This is a genomic window from Amycolatopsis sp. NPDC048633 (assembly GCF_040650695.1).
GTDB lineage: Bacteria > Actinomycetota > Actinomycetes > Mycobacteriales > Pseudonocardiaceae > Amycolatopsis.
On record NZ_JBEZHS010000055.1, the window covers coordinates 15,830 to 36,651 of the forward strand.

Sequence of the window (20,822 nt, forward strand, 5' to 3'; positions counted from 1 at the left end):
GAAACTCCTTAGCGGAAGAGGGCTTCGACGCCGTCGACGGCGAAGTACACCGCGAACACCAGCGCCAGCAGGGAAAGCAGCCAGCCGGCCTCGCGCCACTTGCCGCGGCCGATCTTGATCAGCACGAACGCGATCAGGCCGGCGCCGACGCCGTTGGTGATCGAGTACGTGAACGGGATCAGCGCGGCGGTCAGGAACACCGGGATGGTGTAGTCCGGGTCGTTCCACGGAATGTTCCGGCACTGGGCGACCATCATGCCGCCGATGACGACCAGCGCGGGTGCGGCGGCCTGGGCCGGGACGATCCCGGCGAGCGGCGTGAACAGCAGCGTCCCGGCGAACAGCAGCCCGGTGACCACGCTGGCGAGGCCCGTCCGGGCACCCTCACCCACGCCGGCGGCGGACTCGAGGAACACCGTGTTCGGCGACGAGCCGGTGACGCCGCCCGCGATCGCGCCCGCGCCGTCGACCAGCAGGATCCGGCCCATCCGGGGCACCTTGCCGTTCTTCGACAGCCCGGCTTCGTCGGAGACGCTGGTGATCGTGCCCATGGCGTCGAAGAACCCGGATAGCACCAGGGTGAACAGGAACACCGTGGCCGCGAGCGCGCCCGCCGAGGCGAACCCGCCGAAGAGGTCGATGTGGCCGAAGAGCCCGAAGTCCGGTGCCGCGACGACGTGGTCGGGCAGCGCCGGGGCAGTGAGGCCCCAGCCGCCGACCCCGAACCCCTCGTGCAGCACGACGGCGAACACCGTCGCCACGCCGATGCTGATCAGCACCGCGCCCGGGACCTTGCGGGCCATCAGGACGACCATCAGCAGCAGACCGAAGCAGAACACGACGATCGGCCAGCCGTGCAGGTGCCCGCTCGCCCCGAGGCGCACCGGGACCGTGGTCTGCGCCGAGTCCGGCATCCGGGTCACGAACCCGGCGCTGACCAGCCCGACCAGGGCGATGTAGAGCCCGATCCCGACGGTGATCGCCATCTTGAGCGGCCGCGGGATGGCGTTCATGATCCGCTCGCGGACGCCGCTGACGGCCATCAGCACGATGCAGACGCCCTCCAGCACGACCAGGCCGAACGCCTGCGCCCAGGTCATCGAAGGCGCCATCTGGAACGCGACGATGCCGTTGATGCCGAGGCCGGCGGCCAGCGCGAGGGGCGCGTTGCCGACGACGCCCATGAGGATGGTCATCACCGCGGCGGCGAGCGCGGTCGCCGTGGTCACCTGTGCGGCCGACAGCCGGGCGCCGGTGATGTCGGCGGAGGCGCCGAGGATGAGCGGGTTCAGCAGCACGATGTAGGCCATCGCGACGAACGTCGTGAGGCCGCCGCGGACCTCGCGGCCGATCGTGGTCTGCCGGGCCCGGATCTCGAAGAACCGGTCCAGGAGCTTCGTGCGGCCGGGTGGGGGTTCGGGTACTTCGTCGAGGACGGGGTCCTGGATTTCTGCCTGGGTCATGCGTCCTGCCCTTGCCGGTGGGTGTGCTCGGCCAGGCCAAGGCACCACACCGTGCCTGGGCGAGCGGGACGTTCGATTCGGTTGTGCTCCGGTCAGCTGGCCTTGTGGGTCAGTAAGCGGTGAGGTCAGTAGTCGGTGCGGTCGCTCTTGTCGAGCCAGGCCGCGAACGGCGCGAATCCGTCCTTTGCGGACAGTCGCGTGACGGGGACCGTCCAGGTGTCGCGAGGACGGTCGAAAAGCTCGTAGAAGGCGCGGTCGTCGAAGCCGGCCCTGGCCGCGTCGTCGCGGTCGGCGGCGAAGAGGACCTTGTCGACGCGCGCCCACAGCGCCGAGGACAGGCACATCGGGCACGGCTCGCAGCTGGAGACGAGCACGCAGCCGTCCAGCTTGAAGGTGCCGAGGGCCTGGCAGGCGGCGCGGATCGCGACGACTTCGGCGTGCGCGGTCGGGTCGAGGTTCGCGGTGACGCGGTTGACGCCGGTCGAGACGATCTCGCCGTCCTTCACGATCAGCGCGCCGAAGGGCCCGCCGCCGTTCGCGACGTTCGTCTCCGCGATGCGGACGGCTTCGTCGAGCCATTCGGTCTCGGCGGAAATCGACGTGGTCATCTCATACTCCTGTGATGTGCTCGGGACGGATGGGGACGCGCGGCAGCTCGAGGCCGGTGGCCGCGCGGATGGCGTTCGCGATCGCCGGCGTAGCGGAGATCGTGGGTGGCTCGCCGACGCCGCGGACGCCGTAAGGGGCGTGCGGGTCGGGCCGCTCGAGGACGTCGACGCGCATCGGCGGCATGTCGAGGATGGTCGGGATGAGGTAGTCGGTGAACGAGGGGTTCCGCACCTTGCCGTCCTTGACCAGGATCTCCTCCATGACGGCGAGGCCGAGGCCCTGGGCCGAGCCGCCCTGGATCTGGGCGACGACGGCGTCCGGGTTCATCGCCTTGCCGACGTCCTGGGCGCAGTCGAGCTGCACCACCTTCACCAGGCCGAGGTCCAGGTCGACGTCGACGACCGCGCGGTGGGCGGAGAAGCCGTACTGCACGTGGGCGTCGCCCTGGCCGGTCTCCGGATCCAGTGGGTAGGTCCTGCGGTGGTGGAACTCGCGGGTCTCCTCGATCGCGGTCTCCCCCAGCAGCTCGGCCAGGTCGGCGACCACCTCACCGTCGGCCGCGACGACCTTTCCGCCGGTCAAAGTGAGTCCATCCGCCGCGCCGGTCCGGGCCGCCACGAGCGCATACACCGCGTCGGCGACCGCGCGGCAGGCGTTGCGGACCGCGCCGCCCGTCACGTAGGTCTGGCGTGACGCGGAGCTGGAGCCGGCGTCGCCGACGCTCGTGTCGGCAGGGTGCACGCTCACCCGCGTCAGGCCGAGTTCGGTGCGGGCGATCTGCTGTTGCAGCGTCACCAACCCCTGGCCGACCTCGGCCGCCGCGGTGTGCACCATCGCCACCGCCTCGCCGCCGAGCACCTCGAGGCGCACGCGGGCGGTCGAGTAGTCGTCGAGGCCTTCGGCGTAGGAGATGTTCTTGATGGTGACGCCGTAGCCGATGCCGCGCACGACGCCTTCGCCGTGGGTGGTGTTGGACGCGCCGCCGGGCAGCTCGCGGATGTCGCGTTCGCCGGTGGGCTGCGGCGGCAGCGGCAGGTCGCGGACCCGCTGGACCAGCTCGGCGACCGGCGCCGGGAAATCGACGACCTGGCCGGTGACCACAGTGGACCCCTCACTCAGCGCGTTGAGGATCCGCAGCTCGGCCGGGTCCATGCCCAGTGCGGTGGCCAGTTTGTCCATTTGGGACTCGTAGGCGTAGGTCGGCTGGACCGCGCCCAGGCCGCGCATGGCACCGCAGGTCGGGTTGTTCGTGTAGACGCCCCAGCCCTCGATGTGCGCGTTCGGCACGTCGTAGGGGCCGACGCTGAGCGTGGTGCCGTTGCCGACCACGACCGGGGTCTTGGACGCGTACGCGCCGCCGTCGAAGTACATCTTCGCCTTGACGTAGACGATCTTGCCGTCCTTCGTCGCCCCGTGCTCGTAGTACATCTTCGCCGGGTGGCGGTGGACGTGCCCGAAGAACGACTCCAGCCGGTTGTAGCTCATCTTCACCGGACGGCCGGTGCGCAGGGCGAGCATGCACGAGTGGATCTGCATCGACAGGTCTTCACGGCCGCCGAACGCGCCGCCGACGCCGGACAGCGTCAGCCGGACCTTGTCCAGCGGCAGGCCGAGAGCCTTCGCCGTTTGGCGCTGGTCCACGTGCAGCCACTGGGTGGCCAGGTAGAGGTCGACACCGCCGTCCTCGGCCGGCACCGCGAGGCCCGACTCCGGGCCGAGGAACGCCTGGTCCTGCATGCCGATCTCGTACACGCCGGAGACGACGACGTCCGCGGTCGCGGCCGGGTCACCCTTGACGATCCGCTGGTGGCGGACCAGGTTCCCGCCCGGGTGCAGCCTAGGCAGGGTGTCGTCGTGCGCGGCCCGCTCGGGGTCGGTGATGGGCTCGAGGATGTCGTACTCGACGACGATCTCCTTGAGCGCCTGCCGGGCGATCTCCGGGTGGTCGGCCGCGAGGATCGCGATCGGCTCACCCTGGTAGCGAACCAGGTCCGAGGCCAGCGCGGGCGTGTCCTGGTACTTGAGGCCGTAGACGTTCTCGCCGGGTACGTCCTCGTGCGTGAGCACCGCGTGCACGCCCGGCTGGGCCAGCGCGCGGGAGACGTCGAGGCGGACGATCCGGGCGTGCGGGTGCGGGCTGCGCAGGGTGGCGCCCCACAGCATGTCTTCGTGCCACAGGTCGGAGGAGTAGGCGAACTCGCCGCGGACCTTGAGCGTGCCGTCCGGGCGCAGCGGGCTCTCGCCGATGCCGCCGGCGATCGTGTCGTGCAGCTCCTGCGGGGAGCGGGCCGGGGCGCTCATCGGACGGCCTTCTTCGCCGCGGCGTCGCGGACGGCGTCGAGGATCTTCTCGTAGCCGGTGCACCGGCAGAGGTTCCCGGCGAGGGCCTCGCGGATCTCGACGTCGCTGGGGTCCGGCACGCGCTCGATCAGGTCGTGGGCCGCGACCAGCAGGCCGGGCGTGCAGAACCCGCACTGGACGGCGCCCTGCTCGACGAACGACTCCTGCACCGGGTCCAGATCGTCACCGGAAGCGAGCCCTTCGACCGTGACGACGTCGCGGCCCTCGGCCTGCCCGGCCGCGACCAGGCACGCACAGGCCGGGACGCCGTCGACGTAGACCGTGCACGAGCCGCATTCGCCCTGTTCGCAGGCATTCTTGGAGCCCGGCAGGCCGAGCCGCTCGCGCAGCATGTACAGGAGGCTTTCGCCTTCCCAGACGTTGTCCGCCCGGCGGGGTTCGCCGTTGACGGTGACGTTCACGCGCACTTCGCGCTCCCTTCGCAGTATTCGCCCCAGGCCCAGGTCAGCGTCCGGCGCGCCATGACCCCCAGGGCATGCCGCCGGTAGGCCGCGCTGCCGCGGACGTCGTCGATCGGGGACGCCGCCCCCGCGACCAGGTCGCCGAAGCGGCGCTTCACGGAGTCGGTCAACGCCCGGGGTGACTCCCAGTCCAGCTCGCCGGCCAGGAACTCTTCGGCTTCGAAGGCCCGGCGGGGTGTCGGCGCGGCCGAGCCGACGCCGGTGCCGACACGCCGCTGCTCGGGGTGCAGCGCCAGCCCGAAGGCCGCGACCGCGATGACCATCGCGTTGCGGGTGCCGATCTTGCTGAACTGCTGGGGCCCGGTGGCCGGTGCCAGCAGCACCGCGGTGATCAGCTCGTCCGGCTCCAGGACGTTCCGCTTGACACCGACGTAGAAGTCCTTCGCCGCGACGATCCGAGTGCCGCGTACGGACGCGATCTCGACCTCGGCGTCGGCGGCCAGGAGCGCCGGGTGCGCGTCGCCCGCCGGCGACGCTGCGCCGAGATTGCCACCTACGGAGCCGCGGTTGCGGATCTGCGGGGAGCCGACAGTCCGCGAAGCCATCGCGAGACCGGGCAGCTTCGGGCCCAGCTCGGCGATGATCCGGGTGTAGGGCACGGCCGCGCCGAGCCGGATCCGGCCGCCGTCGGTGCCGTGCTCGTGGAGCTCGGCGACGCGGCCGAGGTCGAGCAGGGCGCCGGGGCGGCGGTGGTCGAAGTTGAGCTCGACCATCACGTCCGTGCCGCCGGCGATCGGGACCGCACCGGGGCTCGCGGCCTTCGCGGCGAGCGCGTCGGCCAGCGTGGCGGGTCGGAGGAATTCCACTGTGGACGTCCTTTCGGGGCTGCTTCGTGAAGAAGTACACACGCTGGGGTGTGGCCGCGACCACGGCAAAACCCCTGAAAGAAGGGTGAATTTACGGCCCCGGTTTGTACTTTCCGACAAGCGCCTTCGCGCGGACGCGGAAAGGCCGCCGTACGAGGTCAGGTCTCGTACGGCGGCCGTGGTCACGCGGGTGTTATGCGGGCTCGAACTCCTTGACGGCGTCGAGGGCGGCACCCATGGCGGCGTTGCCCTCGCGTTCGATCATGATCTCCACCAGGACGGGCCGGCTGGTCCGCTCGGCTTCCTTGCGGGCCCATTCCAGGGACGTCCGGATCTCGGCCGGCTCGTGCACGCGGGTGCCCGAACAGCCGTAGGCCTCCATGATCTTGACGTTGTCCGTGCCGTTCGAGTCGTAGTGGATGTCGACCTCGAAGTTCATGTCGTAGCCGGTCTCGGCCTGGCGGATCAGGCCGAGGTACTCGTTGTTGAGCATGATCAGCACGAACCCGACGTCGTACTGGGCGGCCACCGCCAGCTCCTCGACCAGGAACTGGAACGAGTAGTCACCGACCACCCCGACAACTTCGGCCTCGGGCCGCGCCTTCTTGACGCCGATCGCCGCCGGGATCTCCCAGCCGAGCGGACCGGCCTGACCGCAGACCTGGTAGTGACGCGGCTTGTGCGCCTTCTGGAACTGGCCCGACCAGATCTGGTAGAGCCCGATCGCGGTGACGAAGTAGGTGTCCTCGCCGAAGGTTTCGTTGATCTCCTTGAAAACCCGCGGCGCCTTGATCGGCAGGGTGTCGAAGTCGTCACGCCGGGGAAGCGCTTCCTTCAGTTCCGCGATCCGGCCGACCCACTCACGGCGCGGCTCCGGCGAGCGCTTCTCCAAAGCGGCCAGCAGCGCGTCGAGGAACTCGCGCGTGTCCGAGACGATCCCGAGGTCCGGCCCGAACACCTTGCCCAGCTGGGTGGGCTCGATGTCGACGTGGATGAACTTCCGGTCACCCCGGTAAACCGACAGCTCGCCGGTGTGCCGGTCGCCGAAGCGCGCACCCAGCGCCAGCACCAGGTCGGCCTCCAGGAAGGCCGCGTTCGCCCAGCGCTGCGACGTCTGGATGCCGGCCATCCCGGCGAACAGCTCGTGGTCCTCCGGGAAGCTGCCCTTGCCCATCAGCGTCACCTGCACCGGGACGTCGAGGCGCTCGGCCGCGGCCCGCAGCTGCTCGCTCGCCTCGCCGAGGACGACCCCGCCACCGGCCAGGATCAGCGGACGTTCGGCTTGGAGCAGCATTTCGAGGGCCCGCTCGACCCGCGCGGACGCGGGCTTCACGGCTGTGACCGGCAGCGGCGAGTCGATCGAGGAGTCCCACTCGATGTCCTGCTTCTGGACGTCGATCGGGAGGTCGATGAGCACCGGGCCCGGCCGGCCCGACCGGGCGACCCGGAACGCCTCGCGGAAGATCCACGGCAGCTGCGCCGCCTCTTTGACCTGCACCGCCCACTTCGTCACCGGCTTGGCGATCTCGACGATGTCGACGGCCTGGAAGGCTTCCTGGTGCAGCTTGTTCGTCGCCGCCTGACCGGTGATGCAGATCATCGGGATCGAGTCCGCGTGCGCGGTGTAGAGCCCGGTGATCATGTTCGTCCCGGCCGGGCCGGACGTGCCGATCGCGACGCCGACGTTCCCGTTCGTCCGGGCCCAGCCGTCGGCCATGTGCGTCGCGCCCTCTTCGTGGCGGACGATCAAGTGCTCGATCGCCCGGCCCTGTAGGGCGTTATACAGCGGGAGGATCGCGGCGCCGGGGCAGCCGAAGACGGTGTCGACGCCTTCGCTCTCCAGGACGTCGACGACCGCTTGCATGGCGGGGATTCTGGGCATGTCACACCTCCGCCGGGACGCGGCCCGACAACTGTTCGACGACCTTCAGCAAGGCCGAGTGGTCCAGGGAGCCGTGGCCCATGGCGCGGCCGGCGGCGACGAGCTGGGCGACCAGCCCGGTGAGCGGGAGCGCGACGTCGGCCTGCCGGGCGGCGGCCAGTGCGATCCCCATGTCCTTGTGGTGCAGGTCGATCCGGAAGCCGGGGGCGAACTGGCGCTCCACCATCGACTTGCGCTTGAGCTCGAGGATCCGGCTGCCCGCGAGCCCGCCGGCGAGCACGTCGAGCCCGACGGCGGCGTCCACACCGGACGCTTCGAGCAGCACGATCGCCTCGGCGACCAGGCCGTAGATCCCGCCCACGACGAGCTGGTTCGCGGCCTTCACGACCTGACCCGCGCCGTGCGGGCCGACGTGCACGATGGTCTTGCCCAGTGCTTCGAACACCGGCTTGGCCGCCGCGAAGTCTTCTTCGGAGCCGCCGACCATGATGGACAGCGACGCCTGCTCGGCGCCGGCCTGACCACCGGACACGGGAGCGTCGAGGACGCGGATCTTCTTGTCCCGCGCGGCTTCCGCGACCGCGATCGACGTCTCGGGCCGGATGGTGCTCATGTCGATCAGCAGCGCGCCGGGCTCGGCGGCGTCGAGGACCCCGCCCGCGGCCAGCACGACCGCCTCGACCTGCGGGTGGTTCGGCAGCATCGTGATGACGACGTCCGCCCCGGCCACGGCGTCGGCGACGTCCGCCGCGGCGCGCCCACCGGCGGCCTGCAGCTTCTCGCCCGCGGCGGTGTTGACGTCGAAGCCGCTGACGTCGTGCCCGGCCGCGACCAGGTGCGCGGCCATCGGGGCGCCCATCACGCCCAGTCCGATGAATCCCAGTTTCATGCTCGTCCCCTTCGGGTGATCGGCAGCCAGTCCAGCGAGGTGAGGGTGTCGGGTTCCGGGACGTACTCGATCCCGACGAACCCGTCGTAACCCGCTTTTTGCAGCCTCAGCAGGTGGCCGTCGAGGTCGACGGTCCCGGTGCCGGGCTGGTGGCGCCCGGGTGCGTCGGCGATCTGCACGTGCCCGATCCGGGAGATGTGCGTCGTCGCCAGCGCGTCCAGGTCGTCCCCGTTGACTGCCAGGTGGTACAGGTCGGCCAGCAGTCGCACGTTGTCGCGCCCGAGGTCGTCGAGCACGGCCACGGCGTCCGCGGCGGTCTTGAGCGGGTAGCGGTCCGCGCCGGAGAGCGGTTCGAGGACCAGCTGCGCGCCGATCTTCGCGGCGGCCTCCGCGGCCGTCGCGAGGTGGACCAGCGCCAGGTCGTCCTGCTTGGCCGGCTCTTCGCCGTCGAGCCGGTTGCCGTACAGCGCGTTGAAGCTGCGGCAGCCGGTGCGTTCGGCGATGCCGAGCGCGACGACGAGGCTGTCGGCGAACTCGGTCTCGCGGCCGATCCACGACACCAGGCCCCGCTCCCCCGCGGCCATGTCGCCGGCGAAGAAGTTCAGCCCGCGCAGGCGGACCCCGGCCTGCTCGACCGAACGCACGAAGGCGTCCACCTCGTCGCGGGCGGGGACCGCGGTGTCGAACGGCCACCAGTACTCGACGTCGGTGAACCCGGCCTCCCGCGCGGCGGCCGCGCGCCCGGGCAGCGGTACCTCCTTGAACAGGATCGACAGGTTGGCGACGTACGGCAGGGAGTGCCCCTCTTCTGGCATCGCGACCTCAAATTTCACTATCCGGAATTTTTCTTTCGCATATCGAGAATAGCTGGCCCGGTGGCTCGAGGTCAACGCCTCGCGGTGCGGCCATAGCCGTCAGGCGAACCTCCCGATACCGCCGAAAGGTCTGTACCGCCCGTGATCATCCACACGGCCACGAACCGGTAATGCGGCCCGGAACCAGGCGATATGCAGGCGGCGACGTCCGATTTCCGGACCGCATCGAGTGGGGGGAATCCGCTTGAAGAGACAGAGAAGGCTGCTGCGTGGCGGGCTGGTCCTGACGCTGGTGGCCGCACTGACCCTGCAGTCCGGGGTCGCGCTGGCCGACACCGATCCGGACGAGCCCACCGACGTGAGCCTGACCCCGCGGGCGAAGGTGCTGATGATCTGGCGCAGCGCCGGGTCGCAGGTCAAGCTCGCCGCCGAACAGGCGCTGACCGGCACGGACGCCGACGTCGACGCCTTCCTCACCCAGAAGGTGGCCCGGCTGGCCGGGCTGGACGACCGGCTGGCGGTCAACCAGATCCTCGCCGCGGGCGGGCCGACGGTGCAGGCCGCCGCCCAGCGCGCGCTCGACGCGACCGACACCGGGTCGCTGCGGACCTTCCTCGATGGGGGCTGGATCTCCGCGTCGGACACCGACCTGCGGATCCGCGTCGACCAGATCATGGCCGCGGGTGGCCCGCAGGTCCGGCAGGCCGCGCAGAAGGCGCTCGACGCCCAGACACCCCAGGCGCTCAAGGACTTCCTCACCACCACGTCGGTGCGGGCGGAGGCGACCGACCTGCGGATGCGGGTCAACCAGATCATGGCCGCGGGCGGCCCCGAGGTGAAGACGGCCGCGCAGAACGCGCTCGACGCGAACACCACCGAAGCGCTCCGGCTGTTCGTCGCCCGTGAATGGGAAGTCGCGGAGGCTCGCGACCAGGAGACGTCTTCCGTCCAGCAGCTGGCCGACGCGGCCAAGATCGCCGGGCAGCAGGCCGCCGAGGAAACCCAGGCGGCCAAGGACTCCGCGGACACCGCGCTCAAGGAGGCCGACCTGGCGCGCCAGGCGAGCGAGCTCGCGGAGGCCGCCGCCGAAGCCGCCAAGGACAACGCCGAGGGCGCGGCGGACGCGGCCAACCGTGCCGCCGACGCCGCGAACCGCGCGGCGAGCTCGGCGGTGACGGCGATCGGCGCGGCCAACGCGGCGTCGTCCGCCGCCCGGGTCGCCGCGAGCGCCGCCACCCGGGCCGCCGCGGCCGCCGCCAAGGCCGGCCGCGCGTCCAGCAGCGCGTGGGGCTTCGCCGCGGCGGCGCGCGTAGACCGCGGAAAGGCTGGCGACGCCGCCAAGGCCGCCATCGACGCGTCGATCGCGTCCAAGAGCGCGCAGGACGCCGTCACGGCCATCGACCTGGCGAAGACCTCGCTCGGCCACGCCCGTGACGCCATCAACGCGGCCGACTCGGCCGGCCAGAACGCCTCGAAGTCGGCGGACGCGGCCCAGCAGTCGGTGAACTGGGCCAAGGCCGCCGGCGTCGACGCCAGCAAGGCCGAGGCCGCCGCCGCGACCGCCCGGCGTCAGGCCAACCTCGCCAACCGCGCGGCCGCTTCGGCCCGTGCGTACGCCGACGAAGCCGCGAGTGCGGCCGACCAGGCCCGCACGCTCGCGCAGCAGGCCGCGGTCGACGCCGCCCTCGCCGCGGCAGCCGCGGATGACGCCGCCAAGCACGCGGTCGACTCCGCCCGGGCCGCCGAGCTCGCCACCCAGCACGCCAACTCGGCGAGCGCCGCGGCGAAGATCGCCGTCGACTCGGCGAACCAGGCGACCCGGATCTACACCGCCGCCCGCAAGGCCGACGCGGACCGCACGAGCCTGCAGGCCGACCAGGCCACCGAAGCGGCTCGGCAGGCCCTCGAGGTCCAGGACCACCTGGGCCTGACCCGCAAGTGGAACGCGGCCCAGGAGGTCCAGCGCGACGCCGAGACGAACCGGCTGCTGGCCGAGGCGGCCGCCGCGGGCACCGACCCGGCGCTGGCCGCCGTCGACGGCCGCAAGGTCGCCCTGCGCCTGCTGACCACGGGCGGTCCGTGGACCCAGGCCGCCGCCCAAACCGCCCTCACCGGCGCCGACGCGGAAGCCCGCGAGTTCGCCAAGACCGGCGTCGCCCAGGCGGCCGCGCTGGACGACCGCCAAACCCTGCAGGAGCAGATCGACAGCGCCGTCCCGGCCAAGAAGACCGCCGGCCAGCAGGCGCTCGCCGGCAACGACGCCGACGTCAAGCGGTTCCTGGCCTCCCCGGACTACCCGAGCGAGGGCAACGACCTGCGGCTGCAGGTCAACCAGGTCCAGTCCGCGGCCCGCACGAACGGCGACGCAGTCGTCGCCGGCGACGCCCAGAAGGCCCTCGACGCGGGGACCGTGGCGGCGTACCGGAAATTCCTCGACACCGGGCAGAACATCGCCCGGGAGAAGGACGACCGGATCGCTCTGAACCAGCTGATCGCCGGCACCGCGACCGGACCGGAAGCCCGGCTCCTCGCCCAGGCCGCGCTGGAGGGCTCGCCCGACATCGTCCGGCAGTACCGGCAGAACGGGCAGTACGTCGCGGCCCGGCACGACCGGGAGTCGGCCGCGCACAACGCGGTCGTCGCCGGGCTGGTCGCGCAGGCGACCTCGGTCGCGGCCAAGGCGTCGGAGAACGCGGCGACCGCCCAGTCCGTCGCCGCGACGGCCCGCAAGGCCGCGGCCGAAGCCGCCGACTACGCCAACCGCGCCAAGGGGTTCGCGACCGACGCGGGCACCTACGCGCAGCAGGCCAAGGATTCCGCGCAGCAGGCGCAGGACTCCGCCCGCGAAGCGGCCCACTCGGCCGATGTGGCGAAGCAGGCGGCGGCGCGCGCGGGGCAGTCGGCGGTGCAGGCCACCCGGTCGGCGACCGCGGCCCGGCATTCGGCGAACCTGGCGAACGACTACGCGCAGAGCGCCATGGTCGCGGCGCACCAGGCGTACCAGGACGCCGTCGACGCCGGGAAGGACGCGCAGGCCGCCGTCGACGCCGCCAACAGCGCGCGGGACGCGGCGATCGCCAAGGCCAACCAGGAGATCGACGCCGCCAAGAAGAAGTTCTCCGACGACGTCAACAAGACGTGCGAGAGCGTGCCCGCCGGGCCCGACCACGACGACTGCGTGTCCCGGGCGCAGCGGATGATCGCCGACCCGAAGGGTGAGTCCGAGCGCAACGTCGCGGTCTGCAACCAGCTCAAGCAGTACAGCGAGCAGGTCTTCAACGACTGCCTCAAGGGTGCCTACGACCCGAGCCTCACCTACAAGATCAATTCGGCGATCGCGGAGGCGAAGCAGAAGGCCGAGGACGAGGCCGACTCGGAACGCTGGTGGTCGATCGCGGGCACCATCGTGGCGGGGGCGGTGATCGTCGGCGCCGGCATCTTCTGCGCCGAGATCTGCACCGCTCCCCTGGTCGGTGCGCTCGTCGGCGCGGAGGCGGGGTTCCTCGCCGAAGCGGCGGGAGCGGGCATCGGGCTGACGATCGGCGCGGACTTCCTCGCCGGCGTCGCGGCCGACTCGTTCCTCGCCTCCCGATTGGGGGCACTGGGCGCGGAGGAGTTCCTCAGCTCCACCGCGATCCGGAACGGGCTCGCCAACCTGGAGCAGAAGGTCGCGAAGGAGCTGGCCGACTGCAACAGCTTCTTACCCGGCACCGCCGTCCTGATGGGCGACGGCTCGCGCAAGGCCATCCAGGACATCGCGGTCGGCGAGACGGTCCTCGCGTCCGACCCGGGCACCGGGACCACTCGGCCCGAGCCGGTCACCGACCGGATCGCCAGTGGCGGGACGAAGCACCTCGTCGACATCCGGGTGCACGGCACGGTCCTGACCGCGACGGCGCACCACCCCTTCTGGGTGACCACCCGGCCGGCCTGGGTGAACGCCGACAGCCTCGTCGCCGGCGACCTGCTGCGGCAGCCCGACGGCACCACGGTCGCCGTGGACGGCACCTCGCAGCGCACCGAGCGGCAGCGGGTGCGCAACCTGACCGTCGACGAGCTGCACTCGTACTACGTCATCGTCGACGGCGTCGCGGTGCTGGTGCACAACTCGACGTGCATCCAGCTCGGCAAGAGCCTGGGCGTCGCCGAGCTGGCCAACCCGCTGATCGACAGTCTCAAGCGGACCGGCGGGCAGCTTCCGCCGAACTACGTGACCAAGGCCCAGGCGATCGCCGCCGGGTGGGCCAAGGGCAAGGCGCTCGGCAACTACGTCCCCAACGGGCAGATCGGCGGCGACGTCTACGAGAACGCGGACGGCCTGCTCCCGCGTGCCACCGGTCGCACCTGGCAGGAAGCCGACGTCGGCCTCAACCCCGCCATGAGCCGCCCGAAGCAGCCGGGCTACCGGCTCGTGTGGTCCAACGACGGGCTGGCCTATGTTACTTTCGATCACTACAAACCCATGACGTTCTACCAGCTGCCGAACTGGATGTGAGCCGTGCGCATCGTCATCGACGGGACTACCGTCGAGTCCGAACAGGACATTCACGACCAGCTCAAGCGGCAGCTGGACTTCGGTCCCTACTACGGCGACAACCTCAGCGCCCTCTGGGATCGGCTCTACCGGGACATCCCCGGGCCGCTGGAGCTGGTATGGGAGAACTCGGAGACCAGCAAGGAAAAGCTCGGCGAAGACTTGTACCGCCGAGCTTCCGGGGTCTTCTCGAAGCTCATGGAACTGAGTGAAAAGGAAGAACCACCGGACGTGCGGTTCACCGTGCGGTTCGCGTGAACGGAGCCCCCGCCGGCCTCGGCCGGCGGGGGCTTCCGCTATTTCTTCTCGACGTGCTGCCAGCCGAAGCGGCCCTTGATGCACAGGTTCCCGTGCGTCACCGAGCTTTCGTGCGGCGAGGTGACCTTGACGATCTCGTTGTCCTGGACGTGCAGCGTCAGGTTGCAGCCGACCCCGCAGAACGTGCACACCGTCGTCGTCTGCTTCTGCCGGTCCTCGTCCCAGGTGCCGTCCTCGCGCTTGTCGTACTCGCGCTTGAAGCTCAGCGCCCCGGTCGGGCAGACCTCGACGCAGTTGCCGCAGTACACGCAGGCGCTGTCCGGCAACGGGTTCGAGAACTCCGTCGAGATCCGGGCGTCGAACCCGCGGCCGGCCACGGTGATGGCGAACGAGTTCTGCCACTGGTCGCCGCACGCGTCGACGCACTTGTAGCAGAGGATGCACTTCCCGTAGTCCCGGACGTACAGCTCGTTGTCCACGAGGGCCGGCTGCGCGACCGTCGCGGCGTCCGGGCCGAAGCGGTCCGGGTCGGCGCCGGTCTCGGCCATCCAGCGGTCGACGTCCGGGGTCGTCGACAGGTCCGTCGCCGAGCCGAGCAGCTCGAGGACGACCTTGCGGCTGGTCCGCGTCCGCTCGGAGTCGGTGTGCACCACCATGCCTGGCTCCGCCTTGCGCGAGCACGACGGCACCAGCGTCCGCGCTCCCTCGACCTCCACCATGCAGACGCGGCAGGCGTTCGCCGGTTCCAGGGTGTCGCCGTAACAGAGCGTCGGGATCTCCTTGCCCGCCGCCGTGCACGCGTCGAGGATCGTCGAGCCCTCCGGTACGCGAACCGGGGAACCGTCCACAGTGAACTCGACCAGCCGCCTCGGGATCCCGATGTCCACTGTGGTCATGGCTCCTCCACTGAGGAACGTGTGTCGTCGCTGGTCATTTCAGTGCCCCCAACCGGTCGATGGCGGACTCGATGGCGTTCCAGGCGGTCTGGCCGAGCCCGCAGATCGACGAGTCCCGCATCACCTGGCCGACTTCGCGCAGCAACGGCCGTTCGTCCGACCCGGCCGACAGGACGCGCTTGATCGCCTCCTCCTGCCGCACGGTCCCGATCCGGCACGGGACGCACTGCCCGCACGACTCGTCGCGGAAGAACGACGCGATCCGCAGCAGGAAGCCGCCGAGGTCGGCCAGGTCGTCGAGCACCAGGACGACACCGGACCCCAGCGTCGTCTTCGCCGCCCGCGCGTCCTCCATGGTCAGTGGCAGGTCGAGCTCGTCGGGCCGGACGAACCCGCCGGCCGCGCCGCCGAGCAGGATCGCCCGCATCTCCCGGCCCTCGGGCACTCCCCCGGCCAAGGAGAGGAGTTCCCGCAGCGTCGTGCCGAACGGCACCTCGTAGACGCCCGGCCGTTCGACGTTCCCGGACAGGCAGAACAGCTTCGGGCCGGCCGAGGCCTCGGTGCCGATCGCCCGGTACGCGGCCGCGCCCTCGGTGAGGATCAGCGGCACGTTGACCAGGGTCTCGACGTTGTTGACGACGGTCGGCTTGCCGAACAGCCCCTTCTCGACCGGGAACGGCGGCTTCGTGCGGGGTTCGCCGCGGAAGCCCTCGATCGAGTTGAAGATCGCGGTCTCCTCGCCGCAGATGTACGCACCCGCGCCACGGCGGATCTCGATGTCGAACGAGAACCCCTCGTGGCCCATGATGTCCACGCCGAGGAACCCGCGTTCGCGGCAGACTTCCAGGGCGTTCCGCAGGAGCCGCAGGGCTCGCGGGTACTCGCCGCGCAGGTAGACGTAACCCCGCCGGGCGCCGATCGCGAACGCGGCGATCGTCATCGACTCGACCAGCGCGTACGGGTCACCCTCGATCAGCACCCGGTCCTTGAACGTGCCGGGCTCGCTCTCGTCGGCGTTGCACACCAGGTAGTGCGGCCCGGCGGGCTGGGCGGCCGTGGCGGCCCACTTGCGCCCGGTCGGGAACGCCGCCCCGCCCCGGCCCAGCAGGCCGGCGTCGGTGACCTCGCGGATCACCGCGGCCTCGCCCATGCGCAGGGCGTTGCGCAGTGCCGCGTACCCACCGGCCGCGCGGTAGTCGTCCAAACTGGACGGATCGACCACCCCCACCCGGCGCAGCAGCCGCAGCCCCTCCTGCTGGTGGATCACCGGTGCGGTGCCGTCCGAAGCGGACGGTTCCCGCTGCGCGGCCAGCACGGCCGACGCGCCGGTCGCCGGCGCGAGCAGCTCGGTGGTGGCCGGGTCGCCGGCCTGGAACGTCAGCGCCGCGGGGGCTCGTTCGCAGACGCCGAGGCACGGGCTGTGCAGCCACGTGACCCCGCCGCGTGCCTTCCCCGCGGCGCCGACGTGCTCGGTGAGGACGTCGCACACGGTGTCCGCGCCCTTGAGCCGGCAGGCCAGGTCGGTGCACACGTGCACCACCCGCTCCGGGCGTTCCTCCAGGGCGAACAGCGAGTAGAAGCTCGCCACGCCGTACGCGTCGGCGGGCGGCACGTGCAGCGTCTCGCAGATCAGGTTGAGCGCGCCCTGGCTGATCCAGCCGACCCGGTCGTTGACCGCGTGCAGGGCGGGCAGCAACTGGTCCCGGCCGCCACCGGCGAACCCGGCGACGGCGTCGCGTTCCTCGCTGTCGGCGACGGCGTCGAGGAGCTTGAGGTCCACCTCAGACCTCCACCGGCAGCTTTTCGACGCGGATCGCCGCGGCCTTGTACTCCGCCGTCCCGGCGATCGGGCAGGTCGCCTCGATGGTGATGATGTTGACGTCGATCTCGTCCGGGAAGTGGAAGGTCATGAACGCCAGCCCCGGCTTGAGCCCGGTGTCGAGCCGGACCGGCGCCACGATCTCGCCACGCCGTGACGAGATCCGGACCAGCTCGTCGGGTTCGACGCCGAGCGACCGAGCGTCCTCCGGGCACAGATCCAGGGTCTCGCCCTGCCGCATCGGCGAGGGGAACCCGGCGGACTGGACGCCGGTGTTGTACGAGTCGAGCCGCCGCCCGGTGGTGAGCCGGATCGGGAACTCCTCGGTGAGCAGGTCGACCGGCGGGCTGTGCTCGAGCACGGTGAACGGCGCCGGGCGGCCGCGCTCGGCCGGGTCCTCGGCCCACAGCCGGCCGTGCAGGAACGTCGGCTCGAGGGTGTTCTCGGAGTAGCACGGCCACTGGATGCCGCCGAGCTCTTCCAGGCGCGCGTAGGACATCCCGGTGTGCATCGGGGACAGCGAGCGCAGCTCGTCCCAGACCTCCTCACCGCCGGTGTGGTGCCAGTCGTGGCCGAGCCGGCGCGCCAGCTCCGAGAGCAGCTCGATGTCGTCGCGCGCGCCTTCCGGCGGTTCGAGGGCCTTGCGGACGCGCTGGACCCGGCGTTCGGAGTTGGTGAACGTGCCGTCGCTCTCGCACCAGGCGGCCGACGCCGGCAACACGACGTCGGCCAGCTGCGCGGTCTTCGTCAGGAAGATGTCCTGCACCACCAGGTGGTCCACGTTGGACAGCCGCTTGATCGTGTGCTCGCAGTCCGCTTCGGACTGCACCGGGTTCTCGCCGATGATGTACACGCAGGTCAGGTCGCCGCGCTCCATGGCGTCGAGCATCTGCGTGAGGTTGAGGCCCTTGTGCGGCGGGATCGACGAGCCCCACGCGGCGTCGAACTTCGCGCGGACGTCCGCGTCGAGGATGTCCTGGAAGCCCGGCATGCGGTCCGGGATGGCGCCCATGTCGCCGCCACCCTGGACGTTGTTCTGCCCGCGCAGCGGGTTCAGCCCGGCGCCGTAGCGGCCGACCTGCCCGGCCAGCAGCGAGAGGTTGATCAGCGCCAGGACGTTGTCGGTGCCGTTGTGGTGCTCGGTGATGCCGAGCGTCCACGACAGCTGCCCGCGGTCGGCGCGGGCGTAGGTGTGCGCCAGCTCCTTGATCAGCTCGGCCGGCACGCCGGTGGTCTTCTCCGCGACTTCCAGGGTCCACGGCTCGACCGATGCGGCGAACTCGGCGAACCCCTCGGTGGCGCGTTCGATGAACTTCGTGTTCGCCAGTCCGGAATGGATGATCTCGCGGGCGATCGCGTGGGCCAGCGGGATGTCGGTGCCGACCTCGAGCTGCAGCTGGCGGTGCGCCCAGCTCCCGGTGCTGGTCCGGCGCGGGTCGATGACGAAGAGCTTCGCTCCCTTGTGGACCGCCTTGAGCACGTGCTGGAAGAAGATCGGGTGCGCCTCGCGGGGGTTGCCGCCCCAGATGACGATGACGTCGGCGTCCTCGATCTCCTGGTAGGACGACGTCCCGCCGCCGCTGTCGAACACCCGCGCCAGCCCGGCGACGCTCGGCGCGTGGCAGGTGCGGTTGCACGAGTCGACGTTGTTCGTGCCGATCACCGCGCGGGTGAACTTCTGCGCGACGTAGTTCATCTCGTTGGTCGCGCGGGCGCACGAGAACATCCCGAACGCCTCGGGCCCTTTGCTTTCGAGGGTCCGGCGGATCCCGGCGGCGGCCCGGTCGAGGGCCTCCTCCCAGGTCGCCGGCCGCAGCACGCCGGAGTCGCGCACCAGTGGCTGGGTGAGCCGCACGTACGGCTCGGTCTTCCTGCGCTTCACGGGCACCTCCGGTTCAGTGCGCCCCGACGGGGACGGGCGGGTTGCTGGTGTGGTCGAGCAGCGAGATGGCGGCGTGGACGTGCCGCAGGGCCGGCGCGGGCACCCCGGTGAGGCCGGCCAGCTCCACGACCGCGCCGATGATCGCGTCGATCTCGAGCGGCTTGCCCGCTTCGAGGTCCTGCAGCATCGACGTCTTGTGGTGGCCGACGCGCCAGGCGCCGTCGATGCGCTTCTCGACCGAGACGCCGGGGTCGCTGCCGGCCGCGCGGGCGATGGCGAGGGTCTCGGTCATCATCGTGGCCACGAGCGCGCGGGTGTCGTCGTGCTCGCACATCTGCGCCATGGTCGCCCGGGTCAGCGCCGAGAGCGGGTTGAAGGCGACGTTGCCCATCAGCTTGATCCAGATGTCGTCGCGCAGCCGCGGTTCGACCGGCGCCTTGAGCCCGCCGGCGATCATCGCGGCGCTGAGCACCTTGCAGCGCGCGGAGATCTCGCCGTCCGGCTCGCCGAGGGAGAACCGGGTGCCTTCGAGGTGGCGGATCACCCCCGGTTCCTCGATGACGGTGGAGCAGTAGACGACGCAGCCGATCGCGCGCCGAAGCCCGAGCACAGCGGTCACCGAGCCGCCCGGGTCGACCGTCTCGACGCGGTGCCCTTCGAGCGGATGGCCGGCCAGCCCGTGGAAGTACCACCACGGGATGCCGTTCTGCGCGGCCACGACCGCGGTGTCCGGGCCGAGCAGCGGGGCGAGGAGCGGTTCGCACGAGGCGTAGGAGTTGGCCTTCAAGCCGAGGAACACGAAGTCGACTTCGCCGACTTCGGCCGGGTCGTCCGTGACGTGCGGGTACGCGGTGAAGTCGCCGCGCGGGCTGAGCACGCGGACGCCGTGCTCGCGCATCGCGGCGAGGTGGGCCCGGCGGGCGATCAGGTGCACCTCGGACCCGCCGCGGTGCAGCGCGGCCCCGACGTAGGCGCCGATCGCCCCGGCCCCGAGAACTGCCACCTTCATGATGTGCCTCCCACTTCGGTCCAGCACGTGATTGCATACAGTATCCTGGATCCGGGACCAAGACCAGAGCTTCGATCTCGCGACCGCCCGACCGGCGGAGTCAAGCTCGACAAATCGGACACAAGCGGTCACATCGCCCGCGCGTCGTTGATCTACATCGGGCGAAAACATCTGGGCGGGTGAGTATCTGGGATTTTGCATACCAAAACCTGTATCCTGAGGGCAGCACGTCTATTTCCTCTCCACATCGAGGTGTCCCGTGAGCCAGCCCGCTTCCCCGCTCCAAGACCGCGGCCCGACCGGGCGTCGCACGGCCAAGGGCGCGCTCGGCTCGACCCCCGCCAAGCGCGTCGAACGGCCGGCCCCGCTGCGCCAGGTCGTCTACGAAGCCCTCGCCGAGCTGATCATCAACCGCACCCTCGAACCCGGTCAGCACCTGGTCGAAGCCGACCTGGCCGAGTACCTCGGCGTCAGCCGGCAGCCGGTCCGCGAAGCCCTGCAGCGGCTGCAGAGCGAAGGCTGGGTCGACCTCCGCCCCGCCCAGGGCGCCTTCGTGCACCTCCCGACCGACGAGGAGGCCGACCAGCTGCTGAGCGTCCGCAGCGTGCTGGAGACGCACTCCGCGAAGCTCGCCGCCGAACACGCCACCCCGGCGGACGTCGACCGGCTCTGGGAACTGCAGAAAGCGGGGCTGGTGGCGCTCAAGGCCGAAGACACCGAAGGCCTGGTGGCGGCCAACGCCGCTCTACACGCGTTTATCACCAAGCTTTCGGGGAACGCGGTGCTGGCGGAGCTGATCGGCCTGGTCGACCGCCGGGTCCGCTGGTACTACACGCCGATCGCCCGGCCGCGCGGGCGGGACGCGTGGAACGAGCACGAGGAGCTGATCACCGCCATCGCCATGGAAGACGCGGAGATGGCCGAGAAGATCATGGCCAAGCACACCGAACGGACCCGCCAGGCCTACCACGAACGTCCGGAAGCTCCCCGATCCTGATTTCGGCAGGACCGGGGAGCGCTTACCGGATCAGCCGTCGGCCTTGGCCGACGGCCGCGGCCCCAACACCGGTTCGGCGAGCTGGTGGGGCACCCCGCCCGGCGGGCGCAGGAAAAGCGGCAGCCACCCCCAAAACAGCGC

The 20,822-nt window shown here is 71.0% G+C and carries 15 protein-coding genes; 3 read left to right on the forward strand and 12 right to left on the reverse strand.

The genetic code is table 11. The features are described 5' to 3' along the window. Nucleotides 1-8: 8 nt before the first annotated feature. The 8 genes from AB0C38_RS46830 to AB0C38_RS46865 form a co-directional block, all read right to left on the reverse strand. Nucleotides 9-1,463, reverse strand: coding sequence for an NCS2 family permease (locus AB0C38_RS46830; RefSeq protein ID WP_360687230.1), 1,455 nt, complete (start codon nt 1,461-1,463; stop codon nt 9-11). A gap of 125 nt (nt 1,464-1,588) precedes the next feature. After that, a complete protein-coding gene (locus tag AB0C38_RS46835; RefSeq protein ID WP_360687233.1) occupies nt 1,589-2,071 on the reverse strand; it encodes a nucleoside deaminase in 483 nt (160 codons plus the stop codon). A 1-nt stretch (nt 2,072) separates the two neighbouring features. Then, complete coding sequence (gene pucD / locus AB0C38_RS46840; RefSeq protein WP_360687236.1) at nt 2,073-4,373, reverse strand: xanthine dehydrogenase subunit D; 2,301 nt, start codon at nt 4,371-4,373, stop codon at nt 2,073-2,075. Then, on the reverse strand, nt 4,370-4,840 hold the full coding sequence (locus AB0C38_RS46845; RefSeq protein ID WP_360687239.1) for a (2Fe-2S)-binding protein: 471 nt from the start codon (nt 4,838-4,840) through the stop codon (nt 4,370-4,372). The genes pucD and AB0C38_RS46845 overlap by 4 nt, the downstream gene beginning before the upstream one ends. Then, nucleotides 4,831-5,700, reverse strand: a complete 870-nt coding sequence (locus AB0C38_RS46850; protein ID WP_360687242.1) for an FAD binding domain-containing protein — start codon at nt 5,698-5,700, stop codon at nt 4,831-4,833. The genes AB0C38_RS46845 and AB0C38_RS46850 overlap by 10 nt, the downstream gene beginning before the upstream one ends. A 193-nt stretch (nt 5,701-5,893) precedes the next feature. Further along, nucleotides 5,894-7,582 (reverse strand): glyoxylate carboligase, encoded by a 1,689-nt coding sequence (gene gcl, locus AB0C38_RS46855; RefSeq protein ID WP_360687245.1) that lies wholly within the window; start codon nt 7,580-7,582, stop codon nt 5,894-5,896. Between the two features lies 1 nt (nt 7,583). Beyond that, on the reverse strand, nt 7,584-8,471 hold the full coding sequence (locus tag AB0C38_RS46860; protein ID WP_360687248.1) for a 2-hydroxy-3-oxopropionate reductase: 888 nt from the start codon (nt 8,469-8,471) through the stop codon (nt 7,584-7,586). Next, nucleotides 8,468-9,286 (reverse strand): TIM barrel protein, encoded by an 819-nt coding sequence (locus tag AB0C38_RS46865; protein WP_360687251.1) that lies wholly within the window; start codon nt 9,284-9,286, stop codon nt 8,468-8,470. The genes AB0C38_RS46860 and AB0C38_RS46865 overlap by 4 nt, the downstream gene beginning before the upstream one ends. 244 nt (nt 9,287-9,530) lie before the next feature. Here AB0C38_RS46865 and AB0C38_RS46870 point away from each other — a divergent pair, with 244 nt between their 5' ends. Both AB0C38_RS46870 and AB0C38_RS46875 read left to right on the forward strand, forming a co-directional pair. Next, the gene (locus tag AB0C38_RS46870) at nt 9,531-13,781 is read left to right on the forward strand and encodes a polymorphic toxin-type HINT domain-containing protein (RefSeq protein WP_360687254.1); all 4,251 of its coding nucleotides are present in this window, start codon (nt 9,531-9,533) and stop codon (nt 13,779-13,781) included. 3 nt (nt 13,782-13,784) lie between these two features. Beyond that, nucleotides 13,785-14,078 carry a barstar family protein gene (locus AB0C38_RS46875; protein ID WP_360687257.1) on the forward strand — a complete coding sequence of 98 codons (294 nt, stop codon included), beginning with the start codon at nt 13,785-13,787 and terminating at the stop codon, nt 14,076-14,078. 38 nt (nt 14,079-14,116) lie between these two features. Here the strand turns inward: AB0C38_RS46875 and AB0C38_RS46880 are convergent, their stop codons facing one another. Genes AB0C38_RS46880 through AB0C38_RS46895 form a run of 4 tightly spaced genes read right to left on the reverse strand, consistent with a single transcriptional unit; the run spans nt 14,117 to nt 19,684 of the window. After that, a complete protein-coding gene (locus AB0C38_RS46880) occupies nt 14,117-14,974 on the reverse strand; it encodes a 2Fe-2S iron-sulfur cluster-binding protein (RefSeq protein WP_360687260.1) in 858 nt (285 codons plus the stop codon). 34 nt (nt 14,975-15,008) lie between these two features. After that, on the reverse strand, nt 15,009-16,754 hold the full coding sequence (locus AB0C38_RS46885; RefSeq protein WP_360687263.1) for an NAD(P)H-dependent oxidoreductase subunit E: 1,746 nt from the start codon (nt 16,752-16,754) through the stop codon (nt 15,009-15,011). A gap of 1 nt (nt 16,755) precedes the next feature. Beyond that, nucleotides 16,756-18,675 carry a molybdopterin-dependent oxidoreductase gene (locus AB0C38_RS46890; protein WP_360687266.1) on the reverse strand — a complete coding sequence of 640 codons (1,920 nt, stop codon included), beginning with the start codon at nt 18,673-18,675 and terminating at the stop codon, nt 16,756-16,758. A 13-nt stretch (nt 18,676-18,688) separates the two neighbouring features. Continuing rightward, nucleotides 18,689-19,684: a 2-dehydropantoate 2-reductase gene (locus tag AB0C38_RS46895; RefSeq protein ID WP_360687269.1), complete on the reverse strand. Its 996-nt coding sequence runs from the start codon at nt 19,682-19,684 to the stop codon at nt 18,689-18,691. A 259-nt stretch (nt 19,685-19,943) separates the two neighbouring features. Here AB0C38_RS46895 and AB0C38_RS46900 point away from each other — a divergent pair, with 259 nt between their 5' ends. After that, the gene (locus tag AB0C38_RS46900; RefSeq protein WP_360687271.1) at nt 19,944-20,681 is read left to right on the forward strand and encodes a GntR family transcriptional regulator; all 738 of its coding nucleotides are present in this window, start codon (nt 19,944-19,946) and stop codon (nt 20,679-20,681) included. Nucleotides 20,682-20,822 lie beyond the last annotated feature (141 nt).

What these genes read in the sequence shown, in the direction of transcription:
- AB0C38_RS46830 (WP_360687230.1), bottom strand. Translation starts at nt 1,463, where the DNA reads ATGACCCAGGCAGAAATCCAGGACCCCGTCCTCGACGAAGTACCCGAA.
- AB0C38_RS46835 (WP_360687233.1), bottom strand. Translation starts at nt 2,071, where the DNA reads ATGACCACGTCGATTTCCGCCGAGACCGAATGGCTCGACGAAGCCGTC.
- pucD (WP_360687236.1), bottom strand. Translation starts at nt 4,373, where the DNA reads ATGAGCGCCCCGGCCCGCTCCCCGCAGGAGCTGCACGACACGATCGCC.
- gcl (WP_360687245.1), bottom strand. Translation starts at nt 7,582, where the DNA reads ATGCCCAGAATCCCCGCCATGCAAGCGGTCGTCGACGTCCTGGAGAGC.
- AB0C38_RS46860 (WP_360687248.1), bottom strand. Translation starts at nt 8,471, where the DNA reads ATGAAACTGGGATTCATCGGACTGGGCGTGATGGGCGCCCCGATGGCC.
- AB0C38_RS46865 (WP_360687251.1), bottom strand. Translation starts at nt 9,286, where the DNA reads ATGCCAGAAGAGGGGCACTCCCTGCCGTACGTCGCCAACCTGTCGATC.
- AB0C38_RS46880 (WP_360687260.1), bottom strand. Translation starts at nt 14,974, where the DNA reads ATGACCACAGTGGACATCGGGATCCCGAGGCGGCTGGTCGAGTTCACT.
- AB0C38_RS46895 (WP_360687269.1), bottom strand. Translation starts at nt 19,684, where the DNA reads ATGAAGGTGGCAGTTCTCGGGGCCGGGGCGATCGGCGCCTACGTCGGG.